The sequence below is a fragment of the Kitasatospora sp. NPDC034533 genome, assembly GCF_055575155.1.
In genome coordinates this window covers 26449-43235 of sequence record NZ_JBVITE010000072.1, presented here as the reverse complement: position 1 = coordinate 43235, position 16787 = coordinate 26449, and the positions used below count along the sequence as shown (strand labels likewise).

The following is a 16787-nucleotide window of genomic DNA, read 5'->3' as shown; positions in this document are numbered from 1 at the left end:
TGGCGAGGGAGTCCAGATCAGGCGTCACAACCGATCTTTGGACTCCCTCGCTTCATGTCATGCGCGCAGGCGAGCCCTTGGCATCAGTCATCTAGCCGGGGCCGGCCGTCGAACTCGCGCCCGGGAACGGCGGCGGCCCGGCGCCCACCGCGAAGGGGGCACCGGGCCGGACCGCCGGCTCAGCCGAGCAGCCGCTTCAGCCGCTCGCCCGCGGCGCCCAGCACCGCACCGGCCTCGGCCAGCCCGGCCGCGCTCACCCCGCCGTCCCGGGCCGCGTCGCGGACCTGGTCGCGGAAGCGGTCGAGCAGCCGCTCCAGCTCGCGGGCCGGGTCCCCGGCCGGGTCGGTGCGGGCCCACGGCGGCAGGTCGGCCGGGGCGGCGCCCGGCCCGTCCCCGTCCAGGTCGATCCGGGTCGCGGTGACCCGCTCGGCCGACCCCGCGGGCTCGTCCGCGCCGTGGCCCCAGCGGGCCGCGTCGGCCAGCCCGGCCAGGCCCTTGGTCAGCTCGGACAGGCCCTCGGCCAGCCCGGTCGGCCAGTCGCCCCTGGCGGCGTGCTCGCGCACCTGCTGCTCGACCCGGCGCTTGATCCGCAGCGCCTCCTGCTGGGCCGCGGTGCGCGAGGCCTTGGCCTGCTCGCGCAGCCGGCGGGCCTCCTCCTCGGCGGCCTTCGCCTTGGCCTTGGCGGCCTTCTCCTGCTCCCGGGCGCGCTTGGCCTGCTCCTTGGCCTGCTGCTTGAACTGGGCGAACTCCTCCTTGGCGCGCTGCCAGGACTCGTTGTCGCCCCAGGGCCCGGCCCACGGATCCCCGGCCCGCTCGGCGCGCTCCGGCCTCGGCGCCTGCTTGGCGGCGTGCCACAGCTCCTCGCGCAGGTCCTTGGCGCTGTCCCGGACGTCCTCCCGGATCGCCCCGGCGAGCTGCGCCACGGAGTCGTGGATCTCCAGCTCCAGCTCGTCCAACTCGCCCTGCCGGGCTTCGAGTTCGGCACGGCCCGGCTCGGTCAGCCGGTACACCTTGCGGCCGCCCTCGGTGGTGTGGGTGACCAGGCCCTCCTGCTCCAGCTTGGCCAGCCGCGGGTAGACCGTCCCGGCCGAGGGGGCGTACAGGCCCTGGAAGCGCTCCTCCAGCAGCCGGATCACCTCGTAGCCGTGCCGCGGGGCCTCGTCCAGCAGCTTCAGCAGGTACAGCCGCAGCCGGCCGTGGCCGAACACCGGGGTCATCTCAGGCCTCCTTGGTGAAGTTGGGCGTGCCGGGGCCGGCCGGGAGCTCCTTGACCACCACCGGGCCGTCGTCCTCCGCGTCGGGGCGGCGCAGCACGGTGACCGCGCCGGAGACGGTGGTGACGTTGAGGCTGCCGCGGCCCTCGCCGAGCCGGCCGGAGATCTTCTTGGCGCCCCAGGTGCTGCTCATCTGGAGCTGCTCGAAGGTGCTGGAGACGTCGCCGCTGGTGGAGCCGGCCTCGACGGTGGCGTCGGCGAGCGAGGGGATGCGGATCACGACCGGGCCGCTGACGGTGTTGACCTTGACGTCGGTCTCGCCGGCCACGTCGAGGTCCAGGGTGACGGCGCCGGTGACGGTGTTGGCCTGGACCCGGTCGGCGGTGCCGGCGATGACGGTGAGCTGCCCGGAGACGGTGTTGACCTTGAGCCGGCCGCCCACCGCCTGGGCGTCCACGTCCCCGGTGACGGTGGAGGCGTCGATCCGGCCGGTCACCCCGGCGAGGGTGGTGCCGCCGTTGGCGCTCTGCACCGAGACGTGCCCGCGGACCCCGGTGACGGTGGCGTCGGCCGACACGGTGCCGACCTTGACGTCGACGTCGGCGGGGACGGTGAGCGTCACGCCGGCGATCCGCTTGCGCTTGAAGCTGCCGAAGAAGCTCTTCACCGAGCCGACCGACTTGAGCCAGTCGCCGAACTCGCCCCAGCTGTTGATGTCCTTGTAGGTGACCGTCAGGACGCCGTCCACCAGGGTCACGTGCAGGGGGTCGCCGACCAGCTCGGTGACCTCCAGGCGGGTCGGGCCCTCGGCCGCCACCACGTTCACCGTGCCCTCGATGGTCCGCACGTGGAGCGCGCGCACCGGCTCGTCGAAGGTGATCCTCTCGGTGCCCTCCACCGTCCACTGGCTCATCTCTGCCGCCTCCCGTTGTCGATCGCGATGTATCGCGTTCTCTTTTAAAGACGATATATCGCGTGCTGGCAGAGTCAAGCGGACCGGACCCCGATCCCGACCCCGATCCGCCCCCGATCCGCTCCGGGCCCCGCCCCTACGGGTGGGCGGGCCCGGACACGCGGGAGGCCCGGGTGGCGGTTGCCTCCCGGGCCTCTCCGCGGCGTTCACCGGGTCACTCGTCGTCCTCGTCGTCGAGCCGCGCCAGCCAGGTGGCCAGTCGCTCGACCGGGACCTCGAAGTCCGGGTTGAGGTCCACGAAGGTGCGCAGCTGCTCGGCCAGCCACCCCAGGGTGACCTCCTCCTCGCCGCGCCGGTTCTCCAGCTCCTCGATGCCTCGGTCGGTGAAGTACACGGTTCGCTCCGGTCGGATGGGGATTGACCTGGTCAGGATAGACCGGTCAGCTCGCCCGCCAGGTGCTGACGGTGACCTTGGCGGCCCCGCTGGTCGGGTCCGCCTGCTCGATCGCCGCGATGGCGATGTTGCGGGTGACCCGGTCGCGGACGCACAGCAGGCGGCCGGGCGCGACCCGGTTGTACGAGAGGTCGGTGTCCGGCCGGGAGTCGATCGCGGCGGCGCACTGCTCGGCGGTGACGGACGGCTCGGTGATCACCGCGAAGTCCGACTTGTCGTCCCCGTAGGAGTCGAAGGCGTTGGCCTTGCTGCTGCCGCCGACGTTGGTGACGCCCAGGCCCCACTTGAGGTCGGTGGAGCGGGGCACCACGGTGCCCGCGTTCAGGTCGATCCGGTAGGTGTCGCTGGCGTACTCGGCGGCGGGGATCGACAGGGACTTCTTGTCCAGCATCGCCGAGTAGCCGGTCGGCCGGGCCGGGGCCGAGACGGTGCTCTGGCCGGACGCGGAGGGCGCGGCCGTCACCTGGTCGGCGGAGGCGGCGGCGCTCGGGGAGGAGGCCGGCCTGGTCGGCGCCGGGCCCTGGGTCACGGTGACCACCGGGGCCGGCTTGGCGTCGGACGCCTTGCCGTCGTCCAGCTTCTTCATCAGCGCCACGCCGCCCGCGGTGCCGCCGATCGCCATCACCAGGGCGACGGTGAGCAGCACCTTCCAGGACACCCCGCCCCTGCGCTCGGGCTTGGCGGCGGGCTCCGGCGCGGGAGCCGGCTCGGCGGTGAACGCCGGGGCGGGCGGCGGGGTGTCGTGGGACGGCGGCTCCGGCCGGAACCGCGCGGTCGGCGGGGTGGGCAGCACCGGGGCGGTCGGCGCCTCGGTGGGCGGCTGCGGGGCGCCGTACGAGCCGACCGGCGGCGGCGCGAAGCCGGGCGGGGGCGTCACGGGCTGCCGCGGCGGCTGCGCGGCAGTGGCCGGGTGGGCCGGGGCGCCGGCCGGCGGCGGGGGAGCGGCCGGCGTCGAGGGCACCGCGGGCTGGGGGGCCGGCGGGGTGGCGGGCGCGGCCGGCAGCGGGGCCGGTGGCGTCCGGGGCAGGTCCGAGCGGCGGGTGATCTCGGTGTTGACCTGGCGCGGCAGCCAGTCCTCGCCGAACCGCAGCTGGCCGCCGACCTCCGGGTGGTTGCGGGCGGCCTGGATGATCTCGGCGGGCTTCGGGCGGTCCTCCGGGCTCTTCGCCAGGCAGCGCTGGACCAGCTCGCGCAGGTCCGCGGGGACGGCCGTCAGGTCCGGCTCCTCGTGCACCACCCGGTAGAGCACCGCGGTGTCCGGGCCGTCGCCGAACGGCGCGGTGCCGCCGGCCACGTACGCGGCCAGGGCGCCGAGCGCGAAGACGTCGGTGGCCGGGGTGACGGGGCGGCCCTGGGCCTGCTCGGGGGACATGAAGGCGGGGGAGCCGATCCGGTAGCCGGTGCCGGTCAGCGCGGTGGCGTCGGCCGCCCGGGCGATGCCGAAGTCGATCACCCGCGGGCCGTCCCCGGCGACCAGCACGTTGGCGGGCTTGAGGTCGCGGTGGACCACCTCGACGCTGTGGATGGCCTGGAGGGCCTCGGCGATGCCGCCGATCAGCAGCAGCACGGTGCGGGCCGGCAGCGCGCCGTGCTCGCGCACCACCTGCTGGAGGGACGGGCCCGGGACGTACGCGGTGACCAGCCAGGGTGCGTCGGAGTCCAGGCCGCCGGAGTCGATCACCTGGGCGGTGTAGAGCCCGTGGATGCGCTGGGCGTTGCTGACCTCCTGGGCGAAGCGGCGGCGGAACTCGCCGTCCTCGGCGAACTCCGGGCGCACCACCTTGAGGGCGACCGGGCGACCGCCCGGGGTGTACGAGAGGTAGACCCGGCCCATGCCGCCGGCGCCCAGCCGGGCGAACAACCGGTAGCCGCCGACGTCCCGGGGGTCCTCCGGGAGGAGCGGCTGGAAGACCGGCGGGAGCTGGCCGGCGTCCCGAGGCGTGTCGGCGGTCATGTGGTGATCCCCCTGGGAGTGCGGTGAGGCGGTACGGCCGGGGCGGCCGGGCGCGGTGACGGGCGCCGGGCCGCCGAGCGGCGAGGCTTAACCTACCGATCCGTCAGGAGCGCGCGCAGCGGGGTTCCGGATTGGTTGCAGAGCTGGGACCCAAGGGACACCTCGACGCCCGCGGCCCCGCCCTCCCGGTGGGGAGAGCGGGGCCGCGGGCGTTCGAACGGCGGGGCCTCGCGCGTCAGAGCGCGAAGACCTCCTCGACCAGCGCCTGCTGCTCGGCGGCGTGCCGCTTGGCCGAGCCGACGGCGGGCGACGAGGCCGCCGGGCGGGCGACGCGGCGCAGACGGGCGTCGCCGCCGCTGCGGCCGATGACGACCTGGAGGTGGTCGACCAGGTTCATCGCGATGAACGGCCAGGCACCCTGGTTGGCCGGCTCCTCCTGGGCCCAGACGAACTGGACGTCGTCGCCGTAGCGGGCCAGCTCCTCCTGGAGCTCGGCCACCGGCAGCGGGTAGAGCCGCTCGACCCGGACGATCGCGGTGTCGGTGACGCCGCGCTCGGTGCGGGCGGCCGCCAGGTCGTAGTAGAACTTGCCGGCGGTGATGATCACCTTGCGGACCTGCGCCGGGTCGACGGTGGTGTCGCCGATGACCGGGCGGAACGAGCCGGACAGGAACTCCTCGGTCGCACTCGCCGCGGCCTTCAGGCGCAGCATCGACTTCGGGGTGAAGACGACCAGCGGCTTGTGGTGCGGGTTGTGCGCCTGCCAGCGCAGCAGGTGGAAGTAGTTCGACGGCAGGGTCGGCATGGCGACCGTCATGTTGTTCTGCGCGCACAGCTGGAGGAAGCGCTCCGGGCGGGCGGACGAGTGGTCCGGGCCCTGGCCCTCGTAGCCGTGCGGCAGCAGCAGGACGACGCCGGAGTGCTGGCCCCACTTCTGCTCGGCGGAGGCGATGTACTCGTCCACCATGGTCTGCGCGCCGTTGACGAAGTCGCCGAACTGCGCCTCCCACATGACCAGCGCGTTCGGGCGGGTCAGCGAGTAGCCGTACTCGAAGCCCATGGCCGCGTACTCCGACAGCAGGCTGTCGTAGACGGTGTAGCGGGCCTGGTCCTCGGTGAGGTACTGCAGCGGGGTGTAGTCCTCGCCGGTCTTGCGGTCGATCAGGACGGCGTGCCGCTGGCCGAAGGTGCCGCGGCGGCTGTCCTGGCCGGCCAGGCGGACCGGGTGGCCCTCCATGAGCAGCGAGCCGATGGCGAGGGTCTCGCCCATCGCCCAGTCGATGGTGTTGTCCTCGACCGAGGCGGCGCGGCGCTGGAGCTGCGGCAGCAGGCGCGGGTGGACGGTCAGCCAGTCCGGGAAGTTGACCTGCGAGGCCGCGATCCGCTTGACCATCTCCTGGGAGATGCCGGTCTGGATGGAGACCGGGAAGTCGGCGACCGGCTTGCCGGCGGTGGTGTCGGCCGGCGCCTGGGCCGCGTCGCGGACCTCGGCGAAGACCTTCTCCAGCTGGCCCTGGAAGTCCTGGAGCGCCTGCTCCGCCTCTTCCATGGTGATGTCGCCGCGACCGATGAGGCCCTCGGTGTACAGCTTCCGCACCGAGCGCTTCTTGTCGATCAGGTCGTACATCAGCGGCTGGGTGAACGACGGGTTGTCGGCCTCGTTGTGACCGCGGCGGCGGTAGCAGATGAGGTCGATCACGACGTCCTTGTGGAACGCCTGGCGGAACTCGAAGGCGAGCCGCGCGACGCGGACCACGGCCTCCGGGTCGTCGCCGTTCACGTGGAAGATCGGGGCCTCGATCATGCGGGCCACGTCGGTGCAGTACATCGAGGAGCGGCTGCTGGCCGGGGCGGCGGTGAAGCCGACCTGGTTGTTCACCACGACGTGCACGGTGCCGCCGGTGCGGTAGCCGCGCAGCTGCGACATGTTCAGCGTCTCCGCGACGACGCCCTGGCCGGCGAAGGCCGCGTCGCCGTGGACCTGGATCGGCAGCACCGGGAAGGTGGTGCCGCCCTGGTCCAGGATGTCCTGCTTGGCGCGGGCGATGCCCTCGACGACCGGGTCGACGGTCTCCAGGTGGGAGGGGTTGGCGGCCAGCGAGACCTTGATGGTCTCGCCGTCCAGGCCGGTGAAGGTGCCCTCGGAGCCCAGGTGGTACTTGACGTCGCCGGAGCCGTGCATCGACTTCGGGTCGAGGTTGCCCTCGAACTCGCCGAAGATCTTGCCGTACGGCTTGCCGACGATGTTGGCCAGCACGTTCAGGCGGCCGCGGTGGGCCATGCCGATGACGGCCTCGTCCAGGCGGTGCTCGGCGGCGGCGTCGATGGTCGCGTCGAGCAGGGCGATCAGCGACTCGCCGCCCTCCAGCGAGAAGCGCTTCTGGCCGACGTACTTGGTCTGGAGGAAGGTCTCGAAGGCCTCGGCCGAGTTCAGCCGGCGCAGGATCCGCAGCTGCTCCTCGCGCTCCGGCTTCGCGTACGGCTTCTCCAGGCGCTCCTGCAGCCACTTGCGCTGCTTCGGGTCCTGGATGTGCATGTACTCGATGCCGACGGTGCGGCAGTAGGTGTTGCGTAGCAGGCCGAGGATGTCGCGGAGCTTCATCATCTTCTGGCCGCCGAAGCCGCCGACGGCGAACTCGCGCTCCAGGTCCCACAGGGTGAGGCCGTGGGTGGTGACGTCCAGGTCGGGGTGCTTGCGCTGCTTGTACTCCAGCGGGTCGGTGTCGGCCATCAGGTGGCCGCGGACCCGGTAGGAGTGGATCAGCTCCATGACGCGGGCGGTCTTGTTGACCTCGTCGTCGTGGGTGGTGGCGACGTCGGTGGCCCAGCGGACCGGCTCGTACGGGATCCGCAGCGACTCGAAGATCTCGTCGTAGAAGCCGTTCTCGCCGAGCAGCAGGCGGTGGATCTCGCGCAGGAACTCGCCGGACGCCGCGCCCTGGATGACGCGGTGGTCGTAGGTCGAGGTCAGCGTCATGATCTTGGAGACGCCCAGGCGGGACAGGGTCTCCGGGGCGGAGCCCTGGAACTCGGCCGGGTACTCCATGGCGCCGACGCCGACGATGGTGCCCTGGTTCTGCATCAGGCGCGGCACGGAGTGCACGGTGCCGATGCCGCCGGGGTTGGTCAGCGAGACCGTGACGCCGGTGAAGTCGTCCATGGTCAGCTTGTTGGCGCGGGCCCGGCGGACGATGTCCTCGTAGGCCTGCCAGAAGCCGAAGAAGTCGAGGGTCTCGGCCTTCTTGATGGCCGCGACGACCAGCTGGCGGTCACCGTTCGGCTTGACCAGGTCGATGGCCAGGCCCAGGTTGACGTGCTCGGGCTTGACCAGGAAGGACTTGCCGTCCTCCACCTTGTAGCTGTAGTTCATGCCCGGCGCGGCCTTGACGGCCTGGACCAGGGCGTAGCCGATCAGGTGGGTGAAGGAGACCTTGCCGCCGCGGGCGCGCTGGAGGTGGTTGTTGATGACGATGCGGTTGTCGATCAACAGCTTCGCCGGGACGGCGCGGACCGAGGTCGCGGTCGGCACCTCCAGCGAGGCGTCCATGTTGGTGGCGACGGCCTTCGCCGGGCCGCGCAGCTGGACCAGCTCGGGGCCGGTGGCGACCGGGGCGGGCGCGGCCGGGGCCGGGGCGGCCTTGGGGGCCGGCGGCGCGGCGGGCGCGGCGGCGAGCGGGGCCGGAGCGGCGGGCGCGGCGGCGAGCGGGGCCGGAGCGGCGGCCGGAGCCGGGGCCGGAGCGGCGGGGGCGGCGGGCGCGGCCGCAGCAGCAGCGGGCGCGGGGGCAGCGGCAGGGGTCGGCGCGGAGCCGGCCTGGGTCGCGGCCTGGGTCACTGGGGTCACCTCGGTACCGGGCTTGTAGTCGGCGAAAAAGTCCCACCAGGCTCGGTCGACCGAGTTCGGGTCCTGGAGGTACTGCTGGTAGATCTCGTCGACGAGCCACTCATTCGGGCCGAAGCCAGTGGAGCTTGCCGAGCTGTTGGGTGTTTCAGGGGACTGTGGCGACACGGCGGCAACCGCCCTCTTCCGCTTCCTTTTGGGATGTTTGGACAGCGGGGATTAAGGCTACGCCCCTGACCGGTGATCGCGCAGTCCCCGAGGCCCAGGCGTCGCCCAGATCACAGTCCTGACCTGCACTTTGGCTGAAAAAGTGCGTTAGAAAGCCGCATCTGAGGGGAAGCGATCGACGCCGAACAGGGCCCAAACCAGGACAAAACCGGACAGGAACTCGGCCAAATCCGCTAGTGATCTTCGCCGCGCTCTGTGTCGGACTTGTGACAAATGTCCTGACCGTCACCTTGACGCTGCCCGGGCAGCCTGACCTCGATCCGGCAGCCGCGCGGGGACTCGGCCACCGCGATCCGCCCGCCGTGCAGGTCGACGGCCCAGCGGGCGATGGCCAGGCCCAGTCCGGTGCCGCCGTCCGCGCCCGGTCCGGCGGCGGTCGGGGTGCCGCTGCGGCCGAACCGCTCGAAGACCCGGGTGCGGTCGGCCGGCGGGATGCCGGGGCCCTCGTCCTCGACCTCCAGCAGCAGGCCGCCGGCCTCGCCCTCCGGCCTGGCCCGCACCGTCACGGTGCCGCCGGGCGGGGAGTGCTTGCAGGCGTTGTCGACCAGGTTGGCGACCACCTGGTGGAGGCGCTCCGGGTCCGCGACGCCGGTCAGGCCGGCCGGGTTCACCTCCAGGGCCAGCCGGACGTCCCCGCGCCGGGAGAAGGCGCCGCCGGCCGTCGCGCCGTCCACGGTGACCCCGCGCAGCACGCCGTCCAGGAACTCGCGCACCTCGAAGCGGCGGGCGTCCAGGTCGACCACGCCGTCGTCGATCTTGGAGAGGTCGAGCAGGTGGGTGACCAGGCGCCCGAGCCGCTCGGTCTGCTCCAGCGCCGCCTCCAGGGTGGCCGGATTGGGCTGGACGACGCCGTCCACCACGTTCTCCAGGACGGCGCGCAGCGCGGCGATGGGCGTGCGCAGCTCGTGGGAGACGTTGGCGACCAGCTCCCGGCGGTGCCGGTCGGCGGCCTGGAGGTCGGCGGCCATCGCGTTGAAGGCGGACGCCAGCTCGCCGATCTCGTCGCGCGAGCTCACCTCGACCCGGCGGCTGTAGTCGCCGGAGGCCATCGCGCGGGCGGCGGCCGTCATCTCGCGCAGGGGGGCGGTCAGCCCGTGCGCGAGGAACTGCATGAAGAGCAGCGAGGCGATCATGGAGAAGACCATGATGATCCGGATCTGGGTCTCGGACCGGATCGCCACCACCACCATCCCGGTGGCCAGGAACACGGAGACGACCACGAGCAGCGCGAGCTTGCCCTTGATCGAGCGGACCGGGTCGAGCGGCCGGATGTCGGCCCAGACCCGGTGGGCGGCGCGGGCGGCCAGGTTCTGCGGCCGCGTGCCGTCGGATTCCCCGTTGCGTTGCTGTGGAAAGGTCATCGTCCCCTGTGGTCCCCGCTGGTGGCACGGCGTCGGTCCCGGCGCGGGCCCCCGGTGGCCCGTCGTCCGAGGGGCGCCGTCAGGAGAGCGGTGCCTCCAGTGCGTAGCCGACGCCGTGGACGGTGCGGATCCAGCTGGCGCCGATCTTCCGGCGCAGCGCCTTGACGTGGCTGTCCACGGTGCGGGTGCCGGAGGCGTCGGTCCAGTCCCACACCTCGGCCAGCAGCTGCTCGCGGGTGAGCACCGCGCGGGGCTGGGCGGCCAGGCAGGCGAGCAGGTCGAACTCGGTGGGCGTCAGGTGGACGTCGCCCGAGGCCAGCCGGACCCGGCGCTGCACGTGGTCGATCTCCAGCTCGCCGAAGCGCAGGCTGCCCAGTGCGGGCGTGCGGGCGGCCTGCTGGGCGCGCTCGACGCGGCGCAGCAGGACGTTGACGCGGGCGGCCAGCTCGCGCATCGAGAACGGCTTGGTCATGTAGTCGTCCGCGCCGACGCCGAGGCCGACCAGCAGGTCCGTCTCGTCGTCGCGGGCGGTCAGCATCAGCACCGGCACCGGGCGCTGGGCCTGGATCCGGCGGCACACCTCCAGGCCGTCGAAGCCGGGCAGCATGATGTCGAGGACCACCAGGTCGGGCTGCCAGGTGTGGAAGCCGTCGACCGCGCCGGGGCCGTCGTGGGCCACGGCGACCTTGAAGCCCTCGGCGCCCAGTCGGGCGGCGATCGACTCGGCGATCGTGGGCTCGTCCTCCACCACCAGGACTCTGCGCTGGCTGCTCACAGTGCCACCGGTGTTGTGGTTGTCCTGCTGAATCTCTGTCACGGTCACGCCACCGCCCCCAGGGCTGCGGGCCGGCCACCCGTGGGGATGGCGGGCTCCGCTCGTAGTCTTGTTCCGTCGTGGACTGTGCCGGGTCCGCCGTCCCGTCGCGCGATCGGGAGCCGAGGACGGATGGTCGGCCGCCCACTTCTCCCGCGCACTTCGCAGCGTACGGACAGCGGATGCTTCCCGGCAGGTGGACCGGACGTTTCCGGCCCGTGGGCCGGCTGTCGGGCCGCCCTCGGGCCCACTGCGCGAGTGGGCACGGGCCGATACCTTACCCGGCGAATTTTCACTGCGTAACGGTACGTATGCAGTCGAGTTGACGCCAAGTCGCCGGTCAGAGGCCCTGCTGCCGCGTTAATCGGGAGAAGGTCTGGACCAATGTCGGGAATCCGGCGGTCCGTCGCGGCGACGGCCTTCACCGTCTTTTCCCAGGTGCCTCTCATAACCTCGACGTACGGTGACCGCGACGACACCCGAAGGGGCGGATTCCGCGCCGCGCGCCGGTACGTTGGGCACCTGCGGGGGCCGGTGGGCGCGAGGCGGAGCGGAGGCGGCATGGCAGGGCTGAGGCGGGGCGTCGGCGGGTGCGGGGCCACGGGTGCGCCGTACGGAATGCTCCGTCTCGGGCTGCGCACCGGCGTCCTGGAGTGGCTGCTGGAACGGGTGCCGACGCCCCGGCGGACGCCCTTCACGCTCGGATATCTCGCCGTCGTGGGAGTCACCACGACGTTCGCCAATGTCGCCGATCCGGAACTCGTCCAGCGCTTGCAGGAAGCCTCCAGTTCGGACGGGCACAACCTGCTCCAGCACCCTTTGCGCGCCCTTGTGCTGAGCGGATTCTGGGTGGCCGGCGAGGTGTGGATGCCGTACCTGTGGGGATTTGCGTTCACGCTGGCGCCGCTGGAGCGCAAGGTCGGCCCCGCCCGGGCGGCGGCGGTCTTCGCGGCCGGGCACGTCGTGGCGACGCTGCTCTCCCAGGGCGTGGTGATCGTCGCCGTGGAGACCGGGCGGATGGCCCCCGAGGCGATGGACCACCTGGACATCGGGGTCAGCTACGGCGTGCTGGCCTGCCTGGGGGCGGTGGCCGGGCTGCTCTCGCGGCACGGGCGGCTGCTGGCGCTGGGCGGCGCCGGACTGATGATCGCCGAGCAGATCGCCACCGACCGGGACGTGGTCACCGGGGTGGGGCACCCGGCCGCGGTGCTCACCGGGGTCGCGCTGTGGCGCTGGCTGCGCCGGGTCGAGCGGCGCCCGCCCCGGCCGCGTCCGGCCACCGTGACGGCCGCCGCGTCCGCCCCCGCGCGGGTGCGCACGGCGCGCTGACGCCGTCACCCGGACGGGTTCCGGCGGGGCAGGGCCGAGCTCGCCATCAGGTTCTCTTGAGGTTCCCTTCATGTGCTTTTGGGGCTCTTTTGACGGAGCCGGGTGCGGCGCATTCCGCGCCGATTCCTGTTCGCTCACGGCGAACCGGGCGCCGGGAACATTCGCCGCCCGCCGATCCTTAGTCAGGTCGACTCAAGTTCGATGACTGGGGAGAGATCATGGCATCCACGTCCACACCGCTCACCCTGCCCGTGCTGCCTCTCGACGACGAGGTCGTCCTGCCGGGCATGGTCGTCCCGCTGGACCTGAAGGACACCGAGGTGCGCGCGGCGGTCGAGGCCGCCCGGGCCGCGGCCGCCGGCCCCGCCAAGCCGCAGGTCCTGCTGGTGCCGCGGGTGGACGGCTCGTACGCCGCGGCCGGCACCCTGGCCACCGTGGAGCAGGTCGGCCGGCTCGCCGACGGCGACCCGGCCGCGCTGGTGCGCGCCGTGCGCCGGGTGCGGATCGGGGTCGGCACCACCGGCCCCGGCGCCGCCCTCTGGGTGGAGACCACGCCCTTCAAGGAGTCCTCCGTCGGCCTGCCGGTGGCCGGCCGGGCCGCCGAGCTGGTCAAGGAGTACAAGGCGCTGTCCACCCAGTGGCTGCGCAAGCGCGGCGCCTGGCAGATCGTCGACCGGGTGGCGCAGATCGAGGGCGTCGGCGAGCTCGCCGACAACATCGGCTACGCGCCCTTCGCCACCGCCGAGCAGAAGCTCAAGGTGCTGCTGGAGGCCGACCAGGTCGCCCGCCTGGAGTACGCGCTCACCCTGCTGCGCGACCACCTCGCGGAGGAGGAGGTCAACGACACCATCCGCAAGGACGTCGAGGAGGGCGTGGCCAAGCAGCAGAAGGAGTTCCTGCTCCGCCGCCAGCTGGAGGCCGTCCGCAAGGAGCTGGCCGAGCTGAACGGCGAGGCCGCCGACGAGGAGGGCGACTACCGCGCCCGGGTCGAGGCCGCCGACCTGCCCGAGAAGGTCCGCGAGGCCGCGCTCAAGGAGGTCGACAAGCTGGAGCGGGCCTCCGACCAGTCGCCCGAGGGCTCCTGGATCCGCACCTGGCTGGACACCGTCCTGGAGCTGCCCTGGAACGAGCGCACCGAGGACGCGTACGACATCGCCGGCGCCCGCGCGGTGCTGGACGCCGACCACGCCGGCCTCGCCGACGTCAAGGAGCGGATCGTCGAGTACCTGGCCGTCCGCAAGCGCCGGGCCGACCAGGGGCTCGGCCAGGTCGGCGGCCGCCGAGGGGGCGCGGTGCTGGCCCTGGTCGGCCCGCCCGGCGTCGGAAAGACCTCGCTCGGCGAGTCCGTGGCCCGGGCGATGGGCCGCCGGTTCGTCCGGGTCGCGCTCGGCGGCGTCCGGGACGAGGCGGAGATCCGCGGCCACCGGCGCACCTACGTCGGCGCGCTGCCCGGCCGGCTGGTGCGGGCGATCAAGGAGGCCGGCTCGATGAACCCGGTCGTCCTGCTGGACGAGATCGACAAGGTGGGCTCCGACTACCGGGGCGACCCGGCCGCCGCCCTGCTGGAGGTGCTGGACCCGGCGCAGAACCACACCTTCCGCGACCACTACCTGGAGGTCGAGCTCGACCTCTCCGACGTCGTCTTCCTCGCCACCGCCAACGTGCTGGAGGCCATCCCCGAGCCGCTGCTCGACCGGATGGAGCTCGTCCGGCTGGACGGCTACACCGAGGACGAGAAGGTCGTCATCGCCCGCGACCACCTGCTCCCGCGCCAGCTGGAGAAGGCCGGACTCGGCGGCGAGCAGGCCACCGTGGACGAGGAGGCGCTGCGCAAGCTCGCCGGGGAGTACACCCGGGAGGCCGGCGTCCGGAACCTGGAGCGCTCGATCGCCCGGGTGCTGCGCAAGATCGCCGCGCAGGCCGAGCTGGGCGAGCGCGAGCTGCCCGCCACGGTCGGCGCGCAGGACCTGCGCGCCCTGATCGGCCGGCCGCACCACGTGCCGGAGTCCGCCCACGAGCCGGCCGAGCGCCGCACCGCCGTCCCCGGCGTGGCCACCGGCCTCGCGGTGACGGGCGCCGGCGGCGACGTCCTCTACATCGAGGCCTCGCTGGCCGACGCCGAGACGGGCGGCACCGGGCTCACGCTGACCGGCCAGCTGGGCGACGTGATGAAGGAGTCCGCGCACATCGCGCTCTCCTTCCTGCGCTCGCGCGGGGCCGAGCTGGAACTGCCGGTCACCTCGCTGCGCGACCGCGGCGTGCACCTGCACGTCCCGGCCGGTGCCGTCCCCAAGGACGGGCCGAGCGCCGGCATCACCATGACCACGGCGCTGGCCTCGCTGCTCTCCGGCCGTAAGGTGCGCACCGACGTGGCGATGACGGGCGAGGTGTCGCTCACCGGGCGGGTGCTGCCGATCGGCGGGGTGAAGCAGAAGCTGCTCGCCGCCGACCGGGCCGGGATCACCACGGTGATCATCCCCAAGCGCAACGAGGCCGACCTGGACGACGTCCCGGCCGAGGTGCTGGAGCGGCTCACCGTCCACCCGGTGGCGGACGTGCGGGAGGTGCTGAAGCTGGCGCTGGAGCCGGCCGCGGTGCTGGTGGCGGCGTGAGCGGTTGGACCGTCTGACCACCTGACCACCTCACCGTCCGACCGCCTGATCGGTGTCCGGGCCGCCCACGCGGCGGCCCGAACACCGATGTCCCCGGGGCCACGGCGATCTGACGGGCCGACGGCATCCCCGCGTGCGACACTGCGGAGATGCCGTCCCCCACGCAGCGCGCCCTGGCCCGGGTGCCCGACCGGCTGCGCCCCTTCCTGGTGCGCCACCGCCGGCTGGTGAAGTTCCTGCTGGTCGGGAGCGGCTGCTTCGTGCTCACCACGGTGATCGACGTCGAGCTCAAGTTCACCGTGCTGGAGCACAAACCGGTGGTCGCGCTGACGGTCGCGACGGTGATCGGCACCGCGGTCTCGTACGTGCTGAACCGCCGCTGGGCCTTCCGGGCGGACGGGCGGCAGCGCGAGGCGCTGATGTTCGCCCTGGTCAGCGCGGTGGCGATCGCCGTCAACGACGTACCGCTGGTGGTCTCCCGGTACCTGCTGGACCTGCGCGAGCCGTACATCGGCCCCTTCCAGCAGGAGGTCGCGGACTTCCTCAGCGGAATGGTCGTCGGCACCTTCGTGGCGATGCTGTTCCGCTACTGGGCGATGCGGCGGTGGGTCTTCGCCCCGCTCGCCGGGGCCACCCCGCTCGCCGGGCCCGCCCGGCCCACCCCGATCCCGGCGGTGGCCCCGGAACCCGGCTACGCTGCACCCGAGATGCCACGGGATGTGCCGTAAAGGGGCGAGGTGAGCGTTGTGCGCGAACCGGACGCCCTCCGGACCGGACCCGCCAGCCAGCAGGGGATGCGCCGGGCCAACCTGGCCCTGGTGCTCGGGGTGATCGCGAGCGGACCGCGCTCGCGGGCGGAGGTGGCCGCCGGGACGGGGCTGACCAGGGCCGCCGTCTCCTCGCTCGCCGAACAGCTGATCGCCGCAGGCCTGGTGGTCGAGGAGGGCCCCGCCACGTCCAGCGGCCGGGTCGGCCGCCCCGGCACCGCCCTCGGCCTCAACCCGGCCGGACCCGGCGGCCTCGGCGCCGAGATCGGGGTCCGGCACCTGGGCGCCTGCGTGGTCGACCTGCGCGGCGAGGTCCGCGCCGTACGCCGCCGGGAGGTCTCCAACCACGGCCGCGAGCCCGCCGCCGTCATGGCCGACCTCGCCGGGCTGCTGAGCGAGGCCGTCACCGAGGCGGGGCTGCGCCCGGCCGGGCTCACCCTGGCCGTGCCCGGGCTGGTCGGCGCGTCCGGCGGAGTGCTCCGGCGGGCCGCCAACCTGGGCTGGCGGGACGTCCCGCTGGCCGCCGGACTGCGACCGGCGCTGCGGGCGGTCGGCGGCGGCCTGGCCGAGCTGCCGATAGAGGCGGACAACGAGGCCAACCTCGGCGGGCTGGCCGAGCGCTGGCTGGGGGAGGGCCCGGAGGACTTCCTGTACGTCTCCGCCGAGGCCGGGGTCGGCGCGGCGATCGTGGTCGGGGGCCGGCTGCTGCGCGGGTCGCGCGGCTTCGCCGGCGAGTTCGGCCACGTGCCGGTGCACCCCGACGGGCCGCGCTGCGCCTGCGGGGCGCACGGCTGCCTGGAGCAGTACGCGGGCGAGGCGGCGGTGCTGCGGGCGGCCGGCCTGACCGGCGCCGGCGGCGACTGGGTGGCACTGCTCGCCGACCGCGCCGGGGCGGGGGACGGGGCGGCCCGCACCGCGCTGGCCGGGGCGGGTGCGGCACTCGGCACCGCCGCCGCCGGGGCCGTCAACCTGCTGGACCCGGCCGAGGTGGTGCTCGGCGGCGGCTACGCCCGGCTGGCGCCCTGGCTGCTGCCCTCGATGCGGGCCGAGCTGGCCGCCCGGGTGACGGTCCGGCCGTGGTCCGCCGACCGGCTCACCGTCTCGCGGCTCGGCCGCCGCGGCCCGCTGCTGGGCGCGGCGGTGCGGGTGGTGCGGGCGGTGATCGCCGACCCGGGGCCGCTCGGCTGACTCGGCGCGGCTCACGGCGGGTTCGGGTCCGCCGGGGGCGGTGTGTGCCGGGCTGGTCGTCCGGGTGGCAGTCCCGGTGGTGGGGCGGCTGTCCGGCTCCCGGCTGGGCGGGCCC

Annotated in this window: 11 protein-coding genes; 4 read left to right on the top strand and 7 right to left on the bottom strand. The window is 73.6% G+C overall.

All coding sequences use genetic code 11. The features are described from left to right. Positions 1 to 179: 179 nt before the first annotated feature. The 7 genes from ACZ55U_RS33595 to ACZ55U_RS33565 all read right to left on the bottom strand — a co-directional run bounded on the left by ACZ55U_RS33595 (position 180) and on the right by ACZ55U_RS33565 (position 10779). Complete coding sequence (locus ACZ55U_RS33595; RefSeq protein WP_465532356.1) at positions 180 to 1217, bottom strand: PadR family transcriptional regulator; 1038 nt, start codon at positions 1215 to 1217, stop codon at positions 180 to 182. Between the two features lies 1 nt (position 1218). Beyond that, positions 1219 to 2127, bottom strand: coding sequence for a DUF4097 family beta strand repeat-containing protein (locus ACZ55U_RS33590; protein ID WP_465532354.1), 909 nt, complete (start codon positions 2125 to 2127; stop codon positions 1219 to 1221). A 214-nt stretch (positions 2128 to 2341) separates the two neighbouring features. Next, positions 2342 to 2521 carry a DUF6104 family protein gene (locus ACZ55U_RS33585; RefSeq protein ID WP_049649445.1) on the bottom strand — a complete coding sequence of 60 codons (180 nt, stop codon included), beginning with the start codon at positions 2519 to 2521 and terminating at the stop codon, positions 2342 to 2344. A 46-nt stretch (positions 2522 to 2567) separates the two neighbouring features. Next, positions 2568 to 4535, bottom strand: coding sequence for a serine/threonine-protein kinase (locus tag ACZ55U_RS33580; protein ID WP_465532352.1), 1968 nt, complete (start codon positions 4533 to 4535; stop codon positions 2568 to 2570). 235 nt (positions 4536 to 4770) lie between these two features. After that, entirely contained in the window at positions 4771 to 8541 is a 3771-nt protein-coding gene (locus ACZ55U_RS33575; RefSeq protein WP_465532350.1) for a multifunctional oxoglutarate decarboxylase/oxoglutarate dehydrogenase thiamine pyrophosphate-binding subunit/dihydrolipoyllysine-residue succinyltransferase subunit, read from the bottom strand. A gap of 233 nt (positions 8542 to 8774) precedes the next feature. Next, positions 8775 to 9962, bottom strand: a complete 1188-nt coding sequence (locus ACZ55U_RS33570; protein ID WP_465532348.1) for a HAMP domain-containing sensor histidine kinase — start codon at positions 9960 to 9962, stop codon at positions 8775 to 8777. Between the two features lie 79 nt (positions 9963 to 10041). Beyond that, positions 10042 to 10779, bottom strand: a complete 738-nt coding sequence (locus ACZ55U_RS33565; protein WP_030057574.1) for a response regulator transcription factor — start codon at positions 10777 to 10779, stop codon at positions 10042 to 10044. A 615-nt stretch (positions 10780 to 11394) separates the two neighbouring features. Between ACZ55U_RS33565 and ACZ55U_RS33560 the strand changes: the two genes are divergently transcribed. The 4 genes from ACZ55U_RS33560 (at position 11395) to ACZ55U_RS33545 (ending at position 16672) form a co-directional block, all read left to right on the top strand. Then, positions 11395 to 12105 (top strand): rhomboid-like protein, encoded by a 711-nt coding sequence (locus ACZ55U_RS33560; protein WP_465532346.1) that lies wholly within the window; start codon positions 11395 to 11397, stop codon positions 12103 to 12105. A 218-nt stretch (positions 12106 to 12323) separates the two neighbouring features. Beyond that, complete coding sequence (gene lon, locus ACZ55U_RS33555) at positions 12324 to 14717, top strand: endopeptidase La (RefSeq protein WP_465532344.1); 2394 nt, start codon at positions 12324 to 12326, stop codon at positions 14715 to 14717. A 149-nt stretch (positions 14718 to 14866) separates the two neighbouring features. Further along, the gene (locus tag ACZ55U_RS33550) at positions 14867 to 15445 is read left to right on the top strand and encodes a GtrA family protein (protein ID WP_465532342.1); all 579 of its coding nucleotides are present in this window, start codon (positions 14867 to 14869) and stop codon (positions 15443 to 15445) included. Positions 15446 to 15511: 66 nt separating this feature from the next. Next, a complete protein-coding gene (locus ACZ55U_RS33545) occupies positions 15512 to 16672 on the top strand; it encodes an ROK family transcriptional regulator (protein WP_465532362.1) in 1161 nt (386 codons plus the stop codon). Positions 16673 to 16787: the final 115 nt, after the last annotated feature.